13 protein-coding genes are annotated in these 15,793 nt (G+C 58.8%); 11 read left to right on the top strand and 2 right to left on the bottom strand.

Going from position 1 to position 15,793, the window contains the following annotated elements:
• The first annotated feature begins 82 nt into the window (after positions 1–82).
• The 3 genes from B3Q33_RS00845 (at position 83) to B3Q33_RS00835 (ending at position 5,686) form a co-directional block, all read left to right on the top strand.
• Positions 83–1,678 (top strand): GMC family oxidoreductase, encoded by a 1,596-nt coding sequence (locus B3Q33_RS00845; RefSeq protein WP_272962370.1) that lies wholly within the window; start codon positions 83–85, stop codon positions 1,676–1,678.
• Positions 1,679–2,149: 471 nt separating this feature from the next.
• A complete protein-coding gene (locus tag B3Q33_RS00840; protein WP_273009023.1) occupies positions 2,150–3,808 on the top strand; it encodes a hypothetical protein in 1,659 nt (552 codons plus the stop codon).
• 219 nt (positions 3,809–4,027) lie between these two features.
• Positions 4,028–5,686: a DEAD/DEAH box helicase gene (locus B3Q33_RS00835; protein ID WP_035247748.1), complete on the top strand. Its 1,659-nt coding sequence runs from the start codon at positions 4,028–4,030 to the stop codon at positions 5,684–5,686.
• A gap of 101 nt (positions 5,687–5,787) precedes the next feature.
• On the opposite strand, the gene B3Q33_RS00830 is transcribed toward B3Q33_RS00835, so the two are convergent.
• Complete coding sequence (locus B3Q33_RS00830) at positions 5,788–6,003, bottom strand: dodecin (RefSeq protein ID WP_035247750.1); 216 nt, start codon at positions 6,001–6,003, stop codon at positions 5,788–5,790.
• 174 nt (positions 6,004–6,177) lie between these two features.
• Here B3Q33_RS00830 and B3Q33_RS00825 point away from each other — a divergent pair, with 174 nt between their 5' ends.
• The 3 genes from B3Q33_RS00825 to B3Q33_RS00815 all read left to right on the top strand — a co-directional run bounded on the left by B3Q33_RS00825 (position 6,178) and on the right by B3Q33_RS00815 (position 7,992).
• Complete coding sequence (locus B3Q33_RS00825; protein ID WP_272962368.1) at positions 6,178–6,693, top strand: Hsp20/alpha crystallin family protein; 516 nt, start codon at positions 6,178–6,180, stop codon at positions 6,691–6,693.
• 146 nt (positions 6,694–6,839) lie between these two features.
• The gene (bla, locus tag B3Q33_RS00820) at positions 6,840–7,595 is read left to right on the top strand and encodes a subclass B1 metallo-beta-lactamase (RefSeq protein WP_272962367.1); all 756 of its coding nucleotides are present in this window, start codon (positions 6,840–6,842) and stop codon (positions 7,593–7,595) included.
• Positions 7,579–7,992 (top strand): hypothetical protein, encoded by a 414-nt coding sequence (locus B3Q33_RS00815; RefSeq protein ID WP_272962366.1) that lies wholly within the window; start codon positions 7,579–7,581, stop codon positions 7,990–7,992. Before bla ends, B3Q33_RS00815 begins: the two co-directional genes overlap by 17 nt.
• Before the next feature lie 3 nt (positions 7,993–7,995).
• On the opposite strand, the gene B3Q33_RS00810 is transcribed toward B3Q33_RS00815, so the two are convergent.
• A complete protein-coding gene (locus tag B3Q33_RS00810) occupies positions 7,996–8,712 on the bottom strand; it encodes a nitroreductase (RefSeq protein ID WP_035247755.1) in 717 nt (238 codons plus the stop codon).
• A gap of 56 nt (positions 8,713–8,768) precedes the next feature.
• Here B3Q33_RS00810 and B3Q33_RS00805 point away from each other — a divergent pair, with 56 nt between their 5' ends.
• The 5 genes from B3Q33_RS00805 to B3Q33_RS00785 all read left to right on the top strand — a co-directional run bounded on the left by B3Q33_RS00805 (position 8,769) and on the right by B3Q33_RS00785 (position 15,302).
• Positions 8,769–9,269 carry a DUF1643 domain-containing protein gene (locus tag B3Q33_RS00805; RefSeq protein WP_272962365.1) on the top strand — a complete coding sequence of 167 codons (501 nt, stop codon included), beginning with the start codon at positions 8,769–8,771 and terminating at the stop codon, positions 9,267–9,269.
• 67 nt (positions 9,270–9,336) lie between these two features.
• Positions 9,337–9,789 carry a DUF3429 domain-containing protein gene (locus B3Q33_RS00800; protein ID WP_272962364.1) on the top strand — a complete coding sequence of 151 codons (453 nt, stop codon included), beginning with the start codon at positions 9,337–9,339 and terminating at the stop codon, positions 9,787–9,789.
• A 111-nt stretch (positions 9,790–9,900) separates the two neighbouring features.
• Positions 9,901–12,231 (top strand): fatty acid cis/trans isomerase, encoded by a 2,331-nt coding sequence (locus tag B3Q33_RS00795; RefSeq protein WP_272962363.1) that lies wholly within the window; start codon positions 9,901–9,903, stop codon positions 12,229–12,231.
• Positions 12,232–12,774: 543 nt separating this feature from the next.
• On the top strand, positions 12,775–14,082 hold the full coding sequence (locus tag B3Q33_RS00790; protein WP_035247760.1) for an acyl-CoA dehydrogenase family protein: 1,308 nt from the start codon (positions 12,775–12,777) through the stop codon (positions 14,080–14,082).
• A 14-nt stretch (positions 14,083–14,096) separates the two neighbouring features.
• A complete protein-coding gene (locus B3Q33_RS00785) occupies positions 14,097–15,302 on the top strand; it encodes an acyl-CoA dehydrogenase family protein (RefSeq protein WP_273009021.1) in 1,206 nt (401 codons plus the stop codon).
• Positions 15,303–15,793: the final 491 nt, after the last annotated feature.

Below are 15,793 nucleotides of genomic sequence, written 5' to 3'. Positions count from 1 at the left end.
CTGTTTACGGATATTTACTCCTCCTGTTGAGGGGGAGCTTTCACCGGATTTTCCTGTCTCAACCAAGCTCAAGGCAGACATCATGCAGTTTGATTACATTATTGTCGGCGCCGGTTCTGCTGGCTGCGTACTTGCCAATCGTCTTTCCGAAAACCCCAACAACCGTGTCTGCTTGCTGGAAGCTGGCCCGGCAGACAACAGCCTGTTTATCCGCATTCCCGCCGGCATCATCCTGATGATGCGCTCCAATGCGCGAAACTGGCGTTATTACACCGTACCGCAAAAAGCCCTGAACAATCGCCAGATTTACATTCCCCGAGGCAAGACCCTGGGCGGTTCCTCGGCAGTCAATGCCATGTGCTACACCCGCGGCCACAAGTGGGATTATGACCACTGGGCTTCACTGGGTAATGAAGGCTGGAGCTTCGACGATGTTCTGCCAGTGTTCAAACGCTGCGAGCACTATGAGCCCGGAGAAAGTGAATTCCACGGCACCCATGGCAAGCTGAACATCGCCGACCTGCGTTTCACCCACCCTGTCAGCCGTGCCTTTATCGAAGCAGGCGTTCAAGCCGGACACCCCGCCACCGACGACTTCAACAACGATGTCCAGGAAGGCATGGGCATGTACAAGGTGAACCAGAAGGACGGTGAGCGTTGTGGCGTCTCCCGAGCCTATCTGCACCCGGTCATGGACCGGCCCAACCTGACCGTCATGACCGACGCCCTGGTCAATCGGGTACTGTTCGATGGCAAACGAGCCATCGGCGTGGAAGTGGAGCACAAGGGTCAGATCCGCACTCTGAAGGCCGACAACGAAGTCATCCTCTCCGGCGGCGCCATCAACTCGCCACAGATTCTCAAGCTTTCCGGCGTGGGTCCGGCAGCGGAACTGGCTGAACACAATATTCCCCTGGTTCACGACCTGCCCGGCGTGGGCGAAAATCTGCAGGACCACCCGGATGCCTTGGTGGTTCACAAGAGCCTTCGCAAGGACACCCTGAGCCTGGCGCCTGGAGCCCTGCTCACTACCGGCCTGAAAGGCTTTATCGACTTCTTCTACCGTCGTACCGGGCAGCTCACCTCCAACGTGGCGGAAGCCGGGGGCTTTATCAAATCCGGGCCGGAGCAAGAGATTCCCGATCTGCAGTTGCACCTGACCGCCGCCAAACTGGATAACCACGGCCTCAACCTGCTGTTCAGCATGGGCTACGGCTACTCGGGTCACGTCTGCATTCTGCGTCCCAAGAGCCGGGGCAACATCACCCTGCGTGATGCCAACCCACGCTCCCCGGCGCTGATCGATCCGCGCTTCCTGGAGCACCCGGATGACATGGAAGGGATGGTCCGTGGCGTCAAGGCCATGCGCAAGATCATGTCCCAGGATGCCCTCACCGACTGGCGGGGTGATGAAATCTTCCCAGGCAATGATGTGGAAAGCGACGAAGACATCCGTAACTTCCTGCGTCAGAAGTGCGACAACATCTACCACCCGGTGGGCACCTGCAAGATGGGCAGCGACGACATGGCAGTCGTCGACAGCCAGCTGCGCGTCCACGGCCTGGAAGGCCTGCGCGTCATCGACGCCTCCATCATGCCCACCCTGATCGGCGGCAACACCAATGCGCCGACAGTGATGATTGCCGAGAAAGGGGCTGACTCGATCCTCGGCGAGTAATCGCTGCAAGCCTCAAACGACAAGCTGCGACGCGGGCCGGGCCGTGCTAATCACATAGCGCCCTGCCCGCGTTTTTTATGGGAGGTTCTGCAGGAGCGTCGCTCGCGGCGCGATTCCGACCTTGGCGAAGGTCGTTGATCTAGGAGCACCTCTCTCTGTGCTCTGCGAGTATGAGGTGCGAACCGAGCGTAGCGAGGCAACAGAGGCCAACGTCAAAACACTATTTTGTCTGGAGAGACCTGTCGAGCTTTGCCATTCCTGATCGCCCTGCGGTCGATTTCCTTGCTCCGCAAGGTTCGCACCTCAAGAGGTACTCCTACAGCGGCTTCGTAGAAATGACGAAGTACAAGGAACTTCCCAATCTTTCCTCATCCAACGGGCATAGCTTGTAGCGTCTCTTTTCACCTTCCTGTCATCTTTCTTTTACACACTACCTCCTTCGAATATCGCCTGATCCGATTGGGGGGATTTATGGTGGATGCAGTATCGTCTCCGCGCGCGCAGCTGGTGGAATTGCTGTGGCAATTGAAGCAGAACTTTGACCAGGAAAATGACAGCAGCCTGCGCTTTGTACATTTCAATACCCTGCTCAACGATCCGGTCTATCGGGCCGGGGTCATTAGCCGGGCGGTTAACAGTGACAACCGGAAAATCCGCGCCCTGGGCCTGAAACTGCAGGATGCCAACCGAGACGGCATGCTGCTGCATAAACGCCCGCCAGCAAACAGTGCTTCACTGCCGCTCACCAATCCCGATATCACCGAAACCCTGGGCAGCGCATCCGCCGGTAGCGGGCAAAACGCAAGGTCACAATGGATGTACGCCTGGCTGGGGCTGGCCGCGATGATGCTCGGCGTGATTGGCTACTTTGCGTATCAACCTCTTCACCAACTGGTGGCGGGCAAACAGGTGGTCAAAGGCTCTCTGTTTGGCAACCAGACCTGGCATGCCGGCACCACCTGGATCCTCGACGGCATCGTCTACCTGGAAGCCGATGCCAACCTGACCATAGAACCGGGCACCCGCATTGAAGGCCGCCCCGGTTCTGCGCTGGTGGTTACCCGCGATGCCATCCTGTTTTCCCGTGGCCAGGAAAGCGCACCCATCGTCTTTACCAGTCATCAGCCCGAAGGCACCCGCGCCACCGGTGACTGGGGCGGTGTGGTGATGCTGGGTAGCGCCCCGGTCAACAAGGCTGACGCCCAGATCGAAGGCGTTCCCCATGGCGATGCCCGGGGCGCCTTCGGCGGCAGTGATCCAGGCTCCTCCTGCGGCATGATGGAATACACCCGCATCGAATTCGCCGGCTTCGAAGTCTATGCCAACAACGAACTCAACGGCCTGACCCTGGGGGGCTGCGGTGACGGCACCATTGTCCGCCATGTGCAGGTACATCGCGCCCTGGACGACGGCATCGAAGTGTTTGGCGGCACTGTGGATTTGCAGCATATCGTCATCACCGGCGCCGGCGACGATTCCCTGGACTGGGATATGGGCTGGCGAGGTCGGGTCCAGTTCCTTGCCGTTCAGCAGCATGCCGATGCCGGTGACAATGCCTTTGAGGGTGACAACCAGGCCGGCAACCCTGACGCCAGGCCTCTATCCGCACCGACCATGTACAACGTGACGCTGATCAGCCCGCGCAGTCACGACAAGTATCACCGTGCCATGACCCTCAAGGCCGGCTCCGGTGGCCACTTCCACAACATCATCATCGACGGCTTCTCCGGAGAAACCATTGACCTGAAAGGCACAGAAACGGTGGCGCGCATCCAGCAAGGCGAGCTCAGTTTTCAAAGCATGATGGTGAACCGGATCGGCAGCCGCGGGCTGACCTTCTTTGACCCTGAAACCGGTGACAACAATGACGACGGTGACTTCGACGAACGTCGTTACTTCCAGAGCAGCGCCGTGGCCGCCCAGTTTGGCACAGACCCACTGCTGACCCGGGACGCCACCAGCGCCTCCCACCCGGACTTCGCCCCCACCTCACGCTCACCGGCCCGTAATGGCGCCAGCCCCATTCCCCAAGGCGAATTCTGGGACGAAGCCGCCACTTACCTGGGCGCCGTGCGCCCCGGCAGCGTACAGAACTGGACCGATGGCTGGACCGCCTACCCGTTGAACTAGGAAGCCTCTGAAAAGTTCGCAGGAACCATGCTTGCCATGGCGAAAGGCCTCAGCAACATCGAGGATATTCGCCATGCGAGCATGGCTCCTACAGGGAGACGGAGCGGCGGCATACCTACCACATTGGCGAAAAAACGTGCAATAGTCGCGTAACACGCGTATACTTTCGCGTCCTCGCCGACGCTCGCTCGGCCCCTCCTCCCAATTCATAGGTAACACATGTCAGATTCCCGTTCCGGGTTCGCCGATTTAGGCCTGCCCGAGGTTCTGCTCGCTGCGATTGCCCGTCAGGGCTTCCAGGAGCCGTCGCCGATTCAGGCGCAAGCCATCCCGCTGTTGCTCGATGGTCACGACCTGCTGGGCCAGGCACAAACTGGCACAGGTAAAACCGCCGCTTTCGCCCTGCCACTGCTGGCACGGCTGGATGCATCCCTGCGTCAACCACAAATGCTGATTCTTGCCCCCACTCGTGAACTCGCTATCCAGGTGGCCAAAGCCTGTGAAGAGTTTGCCCAGGGCATCAAAGGACTCAAGGTACTGCCGATTTATGGCGGCGGTGAATATCGTACGCAGCTGAAAGGCCTGCGTGACGGCGCCCAGGTGATTGTAGGTACCCCTGGACGCGTCATGGACCACATCGAACGTGGCTCCCTGAACCTGAACAACCTGCAGGCAATGGTGCTCGACGAAGCCGATGAAATGCTTCGCATGGGCTTCATTGATGACGTCAAATGGGTACTCGAACGTACTCCGGACGACTGCCAGCTGGCCCTGTTCTCGGCCACCATGCCACCGGTGATTCGCAAGGTTGCCGATCAGCACCTGAAGAACCCCAAGCTGGTACGCATCGACAATGGCGTCGGCGCCACCGCCGGCACCAGCATCCGTCAGCGCTACTGGCCGGTGGCCGGGCTGAATAAACTGGATGCCCTGTGCCGTATTCTGGAAGCCGAAGAACACGATGCCATCATCGTTTTCGTGCGCACCAAGCAGGCCACCCTGGAACTGGCTGAACAGTTGAACCGCCGTAACCTGCGTGCTGAAGCCCTGAATGGCGACATCCCGCAGCAACAGCGTGAAAAAACCGTCCAGCGCCTCAAGGACAAGCGCTTCGATCTGCTGATCGCCACCGATGTGGTGGCTCGTGGTCTGGACGTGGCTCGCATCACCCACGTGATCAACTACGACATGCCCGGCGACCCGGAAGCCTACGTACACCGTATCGGCCGTACCGGTCGTGCTGGCCGCGAAGGCGACGCGATTCTGTTCGTTTCCCGCCGTGAGCAGCACGTACTGCGTCAGATCGAACGCACCACTCGCCAGGCCATCGAAAAGATGACCCTGCCGTCTGTGGACGACCTGAACGCCAAGCGCATTGCCCGCTTCCAGGAGCAACTGACAGCCTTGCTGGAAGGCAACAGCCAGGACGAAACCCGCGCACTGGTCAACCAGCTGCGCGACAGCATGGAAGTCAGCGATAACGACATGGCGACGGCCCTTGCTGTGATGATGTTCAAACGTGAACCGCTGATCCTGAAAGAACCGAAAATGGTCAAGGAAACACGTTCTCGTCGTGAACCGGCCCACGCGGCAGGCGGCCGTCGTGACGATCGTCCTTCCCGTGGCAACAAGGGTAAGAGCGACAAGGTCATGCGCAGCTACCGCATCCAGGTCGGTCATGACCATGGCGTCAAGCCGGGCAACATCGTCGGTGCCATCGCCAACGAAGCCAAACTGCCCAGCCGTCTGATCGGACCGATCAAGATTCACCAGGACCACAGCACCGTAGATCTGCCGGAAGACCTGTCTCCCCGTCAGCTCCACGTGATCCGCACTGCGCGGGTCTGCCAGCGTTCCCTGGATCTGGAAGCGGTATAAGCGACTAGCCGCTAGCCGCTAGCCCCTAGCTTCTAGCTGCAAAACAAAAAAACCGCGCCCGAAAGGGTGCGGTTTTTTTGTAGCTTGTAGCTTTCAGTTGATCAAGACCCGGAAATCCGGAAGCCCACCTTCACACCCACCTGATAGTGCCCCACTTTGCCATCCACGATATGGCCGCGGGTTTCAGTGACTTCAAACCATTCCATCATTTTCAGGCTTTCACTGGCGGTGGCCAGGGCGTTATTGATGGCGTCCTCGATACTGGTCTTGGATGAGCCCACCAGTTCCACTTTCTTGTAGACATGATGATCGGACATTTCGCTCTCCTTTTTTGTCTTCAGTCACCTTATCTGTGGCACCAACGGCCAGGCATTACAAGGGCAGCCCGCATTAAGTCGCTCAAATATTCATCAATAAACCATTGAAAGCGGCGTTCGCTTGCCTCACAAAGAAGGGGAAAGGCAATTTCCGGTATCAAAGGAGAGAAAGCCATGGATATGCACAAAATGACTCCCTGGAACTGGCTGAGCCAGGAAAGCAGCCGCGAACGCCCCCTGCCCCAGCGACAACCACGGCATCCGCTACTGCGCTGGGAGCGAGAGTTCGATAACTGGTTTGAGCAGATGCTGGGCGATATGGCCTGGACTACCCCGGCACCACACGCGGAGCCCAGCATCCCGTTCCGCCCTAATCTGGATATTCTTGAGCGCGATGATCACTACCTGATCACCGCCGAACTCCCCGGTGTGGAAAAACAGGATCTGCACATCACCCTGAACCATGACGCCCTGACCATTGCAGGTCAGAAGCAGGAAGCACAGAGCTCCGAGCGGGATGGTTACCACTACAGTGAGCGGCGCTTCGGACAATTCCGGCGCATACTCAATCTGCCTGTAGACGCGGACGGCGAGGCCATGGAGGCGGTGTTTCACAACGGCGTGCTGTCTTTAACCATTCCTCGCCATGAACACCATGGGCAAGGCAGCAAGACCATCGAGATTCATTAAGGCGAGGCAATCTTGAATCCCCGCAGGGTGCACTGAGCCTGAGGCGCACTGCACCCTACGGAAATGGAAAATCCTTCCCCACTGCCAAGCGTGTCACACGGTCGATCGTAAACCGTCGTACCATGGGTTTCCTGATCAGGAGATTCATGATGCGTATCGTCCTTGCCCTGTTACTGTTTATCAGCCTGCCTCTGCAGGCGGATGAAATCCGTCTCAGTGATGATCTGCAGGTTTACCCACTGACCGAACACACCTGGGTACATCGCTCCTGGGAAGTGATTCAGGGTAAGCGCTACCCCTCCAACGGGCTGATCATCATCGAAGACGACACCCTCACCCTGATCGATACCGCCTGGGGCGAGGCACCCACAGCGCGGTTACTGGACTGGATGGAACAGCAGTTTGGCAAGGCACCGGATCTGGCCATCCTCACTCACTCCCATGACGATCGCATGGGCGGCGCCCAGACGCTGGCGGACCGCGGCATTCCCGCCTGGGCCCACCCGGCCACCCTGACCATTGCCCGCAACGATCCCGACACCTTCTACGATCCGGACATTCCCCTACTCCGGACCCTCGAGGCTTTCACGGAGCAATCACGGATCAAGTTCGCTAATCTGGAACTCTATTACCCGGGCCCGGCGCACAGCCCTGACAACATCCTGGTCTGGTATGCCCGCGATGAGGTATTGATCGGAGGGTGTGCAGTGAAGGGAGGCTCGGCCACGGCTATCGGCTATGTGGAAGGCTCAGACGCCAACCATTGGCCCGTTGCCATGGAAAACGTACTGGCCCGCTATGGCGCTGCCAGCATTGTAGTACCCGGCCATGGAGATATTGGCGATGCCAGCCTGCTTACCCATACACGCGATCTGGCCCGGCAGGGTGTTGCAGATCAGTAAGGCAGTGTTACTGGGCCTTTTGCTCACCGCCGCCAGCACGGTTGCGCGGGCCGACAACAACACCGTGCTGCGTTTCGACACACCGGTGCAGATCGATGGTGACGCCCGCTTTGACCGGAACAGCCCGCTGCAGCCCAGTGCCAGCAGCTTTCGAATACGGGAAGCCAACACGCTCAGCAGCGACAGTGGTGAACGCTGGGCCCTGGTGACTCTGGAGAACAGCGACGGCGGCAAACGCATCCTGCAGGATAATTACCTGGTGGCAGAATTCGCCAATGGCGAACGGCGCCATCCTACCGGCCTGGAGGGCTCCTTCGCCGCCGGCGAGCAGCAGCGCAAGATGGTTTTTTTCGGCTATCACCGCTTTCCCATCCTGCGCATTTTCACCGCGCGCTGACCGCTACTTTTCCTTGATCAGCAACTCGCTGAGCGGTTGACGCTCAGGGCGAAACTGATTGACCCGGGTGTCAGCTTCATAACCCAGCGACACCCCGCACAGCAGCTTGTATTGGTTCGGCAGGTGAAAATGCTGCTCCAGCGGCGAACGCCACAGGCCCAACGCCCCCTGGGCACAGGTGCCGAGGCCGGCATCGGTTGCCGCCAGCATAAAGTTCTGCAGAAAAATCCCCGCATCCAGCGCGCTGTAAATACCCAGCCCTTCGTGAATGAACACAAACAGGGCCACCGGAGCGTTAAAGAAACGGAAGTTATCGCGCATCTGCTCATGACGAGCCTGTTTATCCTGACGGCCAATATCCAGCAGTTGATACAGACCATGGCCGGTGGCAACCCGGCGCGGCTGCAGATCCTCCGGGTAGTTAACCACCGGACGGAAGTCACCATCGGGGATGCCGTCCTTGCGCAGCCAGGCCAGGGCCTTTTTCAACATTGGTGCCTTCTGCAGCGCCGCCAGTTTGTCAAAGCGAGGCGGCAACTCCTCACGCAGGCTTTCCAGTACTCCGCCGCGGGCAATGGCGATCTGATAGGGCTGGGTGTTAGACCAGCTCGGTGCCGTCGTGGCCGCCTCAAGCAACGCTTGCAACTGATCATTACTGACCGGCTGATCGGTAAAGGCACGCACACTATGGCGTGCCCGAATCACATCACGAAATTCCATTATCCACTCCCATTGGACGCTGGCCATATCATGGCAGATGCCTACAATACCCAGCCATGACAAAGTCCGCCCCCTCCCTGCTACGCAGCGCCAATTTCTCCCGTTGCCGCCAATACCGCTATGCCCTGTGGCGGCACTGGGGGCCGGGCGATGACTTTCTGCTGTTGATCGGGCTGAACCCGTCCACCGCCGATCATCGCCAGGATGACCCCACCATTCGCCGCTGCATGGGCTTCGCCCGGGACTGGGGCTACTCCGGCCTGTGCGTGGCCAACCTGTTTGCCTACCGGGCCACTTATCCCAGCGATTTATTTGCCGCAGATGATCCGGTGGGCCCGAAAAACGACCAATGGCTGCGCAAACTGGCACGACAGGCAGATCGGGTCGTTGCCGCCTGGGGCAACCATGGTCGCTACATGGAGCGAGCCAGTGCCGTATCGGCCCAATTGCCGGCCATGCATTGCATTCGCCTCAACGGTTCCGGGGAGCCCGCTCATCCCCTGTACCTGCCCAAACACCTGACTGCCCGCCCCTGGGATCAGGGAGCTTCTGAATAACCTTGTCCTGACCTTCACTCCAGCAGCAAGATAATGGTATCAATTCCTCACGTCATGGATGACCGCCTTGGGCTCTCATACCGACAACAATATCCGCCGCGCTCGCTGGCTTGCCTATGGCGGGCTGATTCCCTTTTACGGCCTGGCGCTGCTGGCCTGGCTGGATACCTGTCGAGAGTGGGCCTTGCAAGGTGTGGCCGCCTATGCCGCCATCATTATTGCCTTCCTGGGTGCGGTTCACTGGGGGCGAGCACTAAACCAGTTTGATCGTGGTAACCAGTTCCCCACCCTGTTGTTTGGCATCATGCCGGCGGTGCTGGGCTGGTTTGCGCTGCTGTTACCGCTGGAATTCTCTCTGCCTATGCTGGCGGCGGGATTGGTGTTTGTCTGGGGCACAGAGCAGATGGTTTTTACCGAAGCCTTGCCTGGCTGGTACCGCCAGTTGCGGCATCAACTCACCGCCGCCGCTGTGATCGCTGTGTTGATTGGCTGGGCCGCCACCATGGTCCCCATGTTCTGAGAGCGCGCGACACCCCTCCTTTTACAAGGTTTACCCCCACCCGGAGACACAACCGTAGCCACTTCAGGCAGGCACAGCTAGACTGATTCAAATTCACAGGGAGACAGTGAAATGCTCTTGCTGCAACAATATCGTGTCCAATTGCCCCTGCTCAGTGTTTTGTTCCTGTTCCTCCCTGTTGTTGTCGCTGCCGAGCGCTCCCTCAGTTATCAGACCGACGTCCAGCCCATTTTTGAAAACAAATGCCTGGCCTGCCACGGCTGCTACGACGCCCCCTGCCAGCTGAAACTGGAAGCCCCCGAGGGACTGGATCGTGGCGCCAGTAAAGATAAGGTCTACAACGCTGCCCGCACCGAATCCGTGGCGCCTACCCGGCTGTTTCAGGACGCGCTGACCACCGCCCAATGGCGAGAAAAGGATTTCTTTTCCGTCATCGACAGCACCGACGGCATGCAATCATCACTGCTCTACAACATGCTTGAGCTGGGCAGGAAACATCGTTTTGCCGACAACGAAAAATTACCGGATGACATCACTCTGGGATTGCAGCGAGTCAATGCCTGCCCCAAACCGGAGGAATTTGCCGACTACGCCGACAAGCATCCCATGGGCGGCATGCCCCTGGCCGTCACCGGCCTCACCGATCAGGAATTCACCACCGTAAGCCAGTGGCTCAAGCAGGGCGCCCCGCTGTCTTACCAGACCTTTGATCTGTCGGAAGACGAGCAACGACAAATCCAGGCCTGGGAAAAAATGCTTAACCAGCCAGACAATCGCCACCAACTGGTGGCCCGCTGGCTGTTCGAACACCTGTTTCTCGCCCACCTGTATTTCGACGATAACAGTGGAGACAAACCGGATCATTTCTTCACCTTGTATCGCTCCAGCACTCCGCCGGGCGAGCCCCTGAAACCGCTGGACAGCTTGCGCCCCAACGACATGCCTCCCGAGCACTTCTGGTACCGGCTGGTGCCGGTTCGCGGCAGCCTGGCACACAAAACCCACATCACCTTTGCGCTGAACGACAAAAAGCTGGCCCGTACCCGGGAGCAGTTTTTTGCCGGCGACTGGGAAGTGGAAACACTACCGGGGTACAGTTACGAACAACGCGCCAACCCCTTTCAGACCTTTGCGGACATTCCGGCACGAGCCCGATACCAGTTCATGCTGGATGAGGCGGAATACTTTGTCCGCACCTTTATCCGCGGGCCGGTTTGTCGGGGCCAGATAGCCACCGATGTGATACGCGACCACTTCTGGGCGGTGTTCCAGGACCCGGACCATGACCTCTATATCACCGATGATAATTACCGCGCCAAGGTGAGTGGATTACTCGGTCTTCCCGGTCAGGATGAGGAGCTTCTGGCACTTGGTCCCCAGTGGCTCAAATACAGCGGCAATCGCAATCAATATCTCAAAGCCCGGCACCAGGCCTACGGGGAAAAAGACCCTCAGGGCCCGGCCTGGGAAAGTCTCTGGGACGGCGACGGCAAAAACCGCAACGCCCTGCTGACCATCTTTCGTCACCATGATAATTCATCGGTACGAAAAGGCTTGATCGGCGACCTGCCACTGACCACCTGGGTGATGGATTATCCGTTGTTTGAGCGTAGCTATTACAACCTGGTGGTAAACTTCAATGTGTTTGGTTCCGTCTCTCACCAGGCCCAGACCCGTCTCTACTTCGACCTGATTCGTAATGGCGCGGAGCAGAACACCCTGCGTTACTTCCCCCGCGAGCTTCGCAAGCCAGTGGTGGAAAACTGGTACCAGAACACCGGCAAACTGCGCCTGTATGTGAGCTATGCGTCGGTGGATACCACACACCCCACCGGCATCCAGTATCAAACCAATACCCCGGTCAATGAATTCAACGATGGCCTACTGAAACGTTTTGCCGCCATCAACGCCCGCCCGGACCCGATCAATCGTTGTGATGGGGAAGACTGTCACCGCAATGATATTGCCGACTGGTTAAAAGAGCCGGAAACCACTCTGGTCGGTATTGCCTCTACCCAGGCGCAGGATCTGCAAGCCGTACACTTCATGCCCGAGGTCACCATGCTGCGGGTGGAGAATGAAAACGGCGAGCGGGAAATCTATACCCTGATTCGCAATCGGGCCCACACCAATGTGGCCTTCATGTTGGGGGAATCCCTGCGCTACCAGCCACCGCTGGACACCCTGACGATCTACCCCGGCGTACTGGCCAGCTACCCCAACTTCATGTTCAACGTGCAGGCCGATGAGGTGGATGACTTCGTGGCTGCCATGCAGGCGGTGAAGAAAGAAAAGGATTTCACTGCACTGGCTTCCCGCTTCGGCATCCGCCGTACCCATCCGCAGTTCTGGACCTACTTCCACGACCTGACCCGCTATCTGGAAGAGCACGAGCCCAGCGAGGCAGCGGTTCTGGATATGAATCGTTACGAGAATCTTTGAGGGCAGCGGCAAGCCTCACGCTACAAGCTGCAACGCGGGCCGGGCCGTGCTAATCGAATAGCCCCCTGCCCGCGAAGGCAGGTGTAGGAGCACCGCTTGAGGTGCGAACCGAGCGTCGCGAGGCGGAGGAGAGCGAAGGTCTGTGCGCCATTCTTTCTGGCAAGACCTGTCGAGCACTGACAGTCCTGATCGCCCTGCAGTCGATTTCCGCGCAAGCGCGGTTCGCACCTCGAGAGGTATTATTCGCTTCGCTCACCCTTCGGGCCGCACGGAACTACGTGCGTTACTCCGCTGCGCTACGTTCCTACAGCGGCTTCGTAGAAATGCCGAGGTCTTGGGAACTTTCTAACCTTTCCCTATCAAACCAGCGTAGCTACGTAGCTCGTAGCCGCCCGCCTCTACCCTTTCCTGCCCGCTGTGGCTAGGTCTACAGCGCCTCCCGGTTGCCACTTGGCCCGACCCATCGGTCACACTGGTCAATGTGACTGAGCCTCTCCGGTCCATAATCGAGTGCAAATAGACACAACAACGAGGCGAACTCTCATGGCAAAAGATGCAGTTGGTTATGCGCTGACCGCGCTTAACCGTCTGGCCAGCTCGGAAGTGCTGGACAAGATCGGCATGCGCAAGACCGTGGAACGGCTTGCCTACACGCTCACCAAAAGCGGCTTTCAGGTGCTCACCACCACTGCCCGCACTTTCAAGTCAAGCAACCCCGGCAACAAACCGGAACGGCTGAACGCACCGGGCCACACCCGCGACCTTTTCGATCTGAGCGTCACCGACGAGCAGCAGATGATCCGTGACAGCGTGCAGTCTTTTGCCCGCGATGTGTTGCGTGATCAGGCCGAAGAAGCGGATGCCACCCAGAAGACCAGCGACGAGGTGATTGCCCAGGCGCTGGAACTGGGGCTCAACTATTTTGCCGTGCCGGAAGCTCTCGGCGGCGCTGCCAGCGAACGTTCCACCGTAACCAGCATGCTGGTTGCCGAAGATCTGGCCCACGGTGACATGGGGCAGGCGGTAGCCATCCTTGCCCCCATGGGCGTTGCCAATGCCCTCACCCAGTGGGGCACCGCGCAACAACAGGACAAGTACCTGAGCACCTTCGCGGAAGAAAGCCCGCCCAAGGCCACCATCGCTGTGTGCGAACCCTATCCGCTGTTCGACCCCATGGCACTCAAGACTACCGCCCGCAAGGACGGTGAAAGCTATGTCCTCAACGGGGAAAAATCTCTGGTACCGCTGGCCGCCGAAGCAGAAATTTTTCTGGTGGCCGCCCAGGCCGATGACGGCCCGGCCGTGTTCATCGTCGAAGGTGGCAGCGACGGCCTGGTAGCAGGCGATGATCCCTCCATGGGTATCCGCGCCAGCGGCCAGCGTCCATTGAAACTGGACAATGTGCGCGTGCCGGTGGAAAACCGCCTGGGTAACGGTGATTTCGATTACCGCGCCTTTGTGGACCTGGGCACCCTGGCCTGGTGTGCCCTGGCCATCGGTACCTGCCAATCCGTGCTCGACTATGTGGTGCCTTACTGCAACGAGCGCACCGCCTTTGGCGAGCCGATCAGTTACCGCCAGGCAGTGGCGTTCATGATTGCCGATATCGCCATCGAGCTGGATTCCATGCGCATGCTCACCTACCGCGCGGCCAGCCGTGCCGAGCAGGGCAAGTCCTTCCAGCGTGAAGCGCATTTGGCGCGCACCCTGGTCAAGGACAAGGCCATGAAGATCGGCACCGACGGCGTGCAATTGCTGGGCGGTCACGGCTTCACCCATGAATACCCGGTGGAGCGCTGGTACCGGGATCTGCGTGCCATCGGTGTCGCCTTTGGCGGCCTGCACCTGTAAGGAGGGAGACAACCATGAATATCGAAATTCCCAAGAAGTTCAAACCCCTGATCAACAACGCTTATCAGGTGGCCCAGAGCACCCTCCGCCCGATCTCGCGCAAGTACGACCGTGGCGAGCACGAATATCCGAAAGAGCTGGATATGCTGGCGTCGGTATTGGATGGCTTCAACGAAGGTGACCCGGCCAACTCCGCCGGCGCTGCCACCACCGGTAGCGGCAAGGTGCAGGACGACGGCAGCATAAAAAATGGCGCTAATATGGGCGTTTGCCTGGGTGCCATGGAAATGTGCTACGGCGATACCGGCTTCCTGTTGGCCATGCCCCGCCAGGGCCTGGGCAATGCGGCTATCGCTGCGGTGGCCAACGACGAGCAGCTGGAGCGCTTCAAGGGCAAGTGGGCCGCCATGGCCATCACCGAACCCAGCTGCGGCTCCGATTCTGCGGCCATTCGTGCCACCGCCAAAAAAGATGGTGATCACTATGTGCTGAACGGCGAGAAGATCTATGTGACCTCCGGGTCCCGCGCCGACTCTGTGGTGGTGTGGGCGTCACTGGATCCAAAACTGGGCCGTGCAGCCATCAAATCCTTTGTCGTGGATTGGGGCACCCCGGGCATGGAGCTGGCGCGTCTGGAGAAAAAGCTCGGCATTCGCGCTTCCGACACCGCCGCCATCAACTTCATCGACTGTCGTGTGCCGGCGGAAAACCTGCTAGGCAGCCCGGAAGTGGATACCAAGAAGGGCTTTGCCGGGGTCATGGAGACGTTCGACAACACCCGTCCATTGGTCGCTGCCATGGCCATCGGCTGTGCCAAGGCGTCACTGGAGCGCATCAAGGAATTGCTGAAGGACAGCATGACCTATGATTACGGCAAGCCAGTAGACAACTGCTCCGCGGTGGAAGCCGAAATCTACCGGATGGAAGCGGACTGGGAAGCGGCTTACTGGCTGGCGGTGAAAGCCGCCTGGATGGCTGACAACAAGAAGGCCAATACCCTGGAAGCCTCCATCTGCAAGGCCAAGGCCGGACGCGTGGGGAATCAGATCACTCTGCGCTGCGTGGAACTGGCCGGCAGCATCGGCTACACCGAAGACGAACTGCTGGAAAAATGGGCCCGCGACTCGAAGATTCTGGATATCTTCGAAGGCACCCAGCAAATTCAGCAACTGGTCATCGCCCGTCGGGTACTGGGGCTAAGCTCCAAGGAGCTGAAATAACCTCTCTCCCGGCAGCCTTGCCAACCTAAAAGCCGCACCTTCGGGTGCGGCTTTTTTGTCTCTGATCCTTGCTCGACGCTTCCCAATCAACCCTGCCTTTCCTATTACTCACACCGGCTTTCATCGCCCGAATTCCCTACTGCATAAAGAGACATAACGATGATGTTGCGGTGACATCGCCTGTGTCACGATCCAGGAAGCCTCTGAATAACTCCTTGCATGCTCAGTCTTTCAGGCTGGCTCGCAATCTAGGCGCGCTTTTGATGGCATGCTGGTTGCCTGTCGAAAAAGCGCAACAACGAGTGCGGGCCAGCCAGGAAGACCCGGAGGGCGCGGCCTGAAGGGCACATCTGCTGCGCTTTGACGCTAGGAAAGGGAACCACCCTGTCCGTCGCGACAAAACACAACAGCTGAACCCTTCAGGCCACGCTGAGCATGCAAGGAGTTATTCAGAGGCTCCCTAGTAGTCGATGGAATGTAAAAAAACACTA

It is taken from the genome of Alcanivorax sp. UBA3183 (genome assembly GCF_002364155.1).
Taxonomy (GTDB): Bacteria; Pseudomonadota; Gammaproteobacteria; order Pseudomonadales; family Alcanivoracaceae; genus Alcanivorax; species Alcanivorax jadensis.
This window is presented reverse-complemented; position numbering and strand designations above follow the sequence as displayed.

Excerpts from the sequence above, each read along its gene's own strand:
- B3Q33_RS00845 (WP_272962370.1), top strand. The coding sequence starts at position 83 with ATGCAGTTTGATTACATTATTGTCGGCGCCGGTTCTGCTGGCTGCGTA.
- B3Q33_RS00840 (WP_273009023.1), top strand. The coding sequence starts at position 2,150 with ATGGTGGATGCAGTATCGTCTCCGCGCGCGCAGCTGGTGGAATTGCTG.
- B3Q33_RS00835 (WP_035247748.1), top strand. The coding sequence starts at position 4,028 with ATGTCAGATTCCCGTTCCGGGTTCGCCGATTTAGGCCTGCCCGAGGTT.
- B3Q33_RS00830 (WP_035247750.1), bottom strand. The coding sequence starts at position 6,003 with ATGTCCGATCATCATGTCTACAAGAAAGTGGAACTGGTGGGCTCATCC.
- B3Q33_RS00825 (WP_272962368.1), top strand. The coding sequence starts at position 6,178 with ATGGATATGCACAAAATGACTCCCTGGAACTGGCTGAGCCAGGAAAGC.
- bla (WP_272962367.1), top strand. The coding sequence starts at position 6,840 with ATGATGCGTATCGTCCTTGCCCTGTTACTGTTTATCAGCCTGCCTCTG.
- B3Q33_RS00810 (WP_035247755.1), bottom strand. The coding sequence starts at position 8,712 with ATGGAATTTCGTGATGTGATTCGGGCACGCCATAGTGTGCGTGCCTTT.
- B3Q33_RS00805 (WP_272962365.1), top strand. The coding sequence starts at position 8,769 with ATGACAAAGTCCGCCCCCTCCCTGCTACGCAGCGCCAATTTCTCCCGT.
- B3Q33_RS00795 (WP_272962363.1), top strand. The coding sequence starts at position 9,901 with ATGCTCTTGCTGCAACAATATCGTGTCCAATTGCCCCTGCTCAGTGTT.
- B3Q33_RS00790 (WP_035247760.1), top strand. The coding sequence starts at position 12,775 with ATGGCAAAAGATGCAGTTGGTTATGCGCTGACCGCGCTTAACCGTCTG.
- B3Q33_RS00785 (WP_273009021.1), top strand. The coding sequence starts at position 14,097 with ATGAATATCGAAATTCCCAAGAAGTTCAAACCCCTGATCAACAACGCT.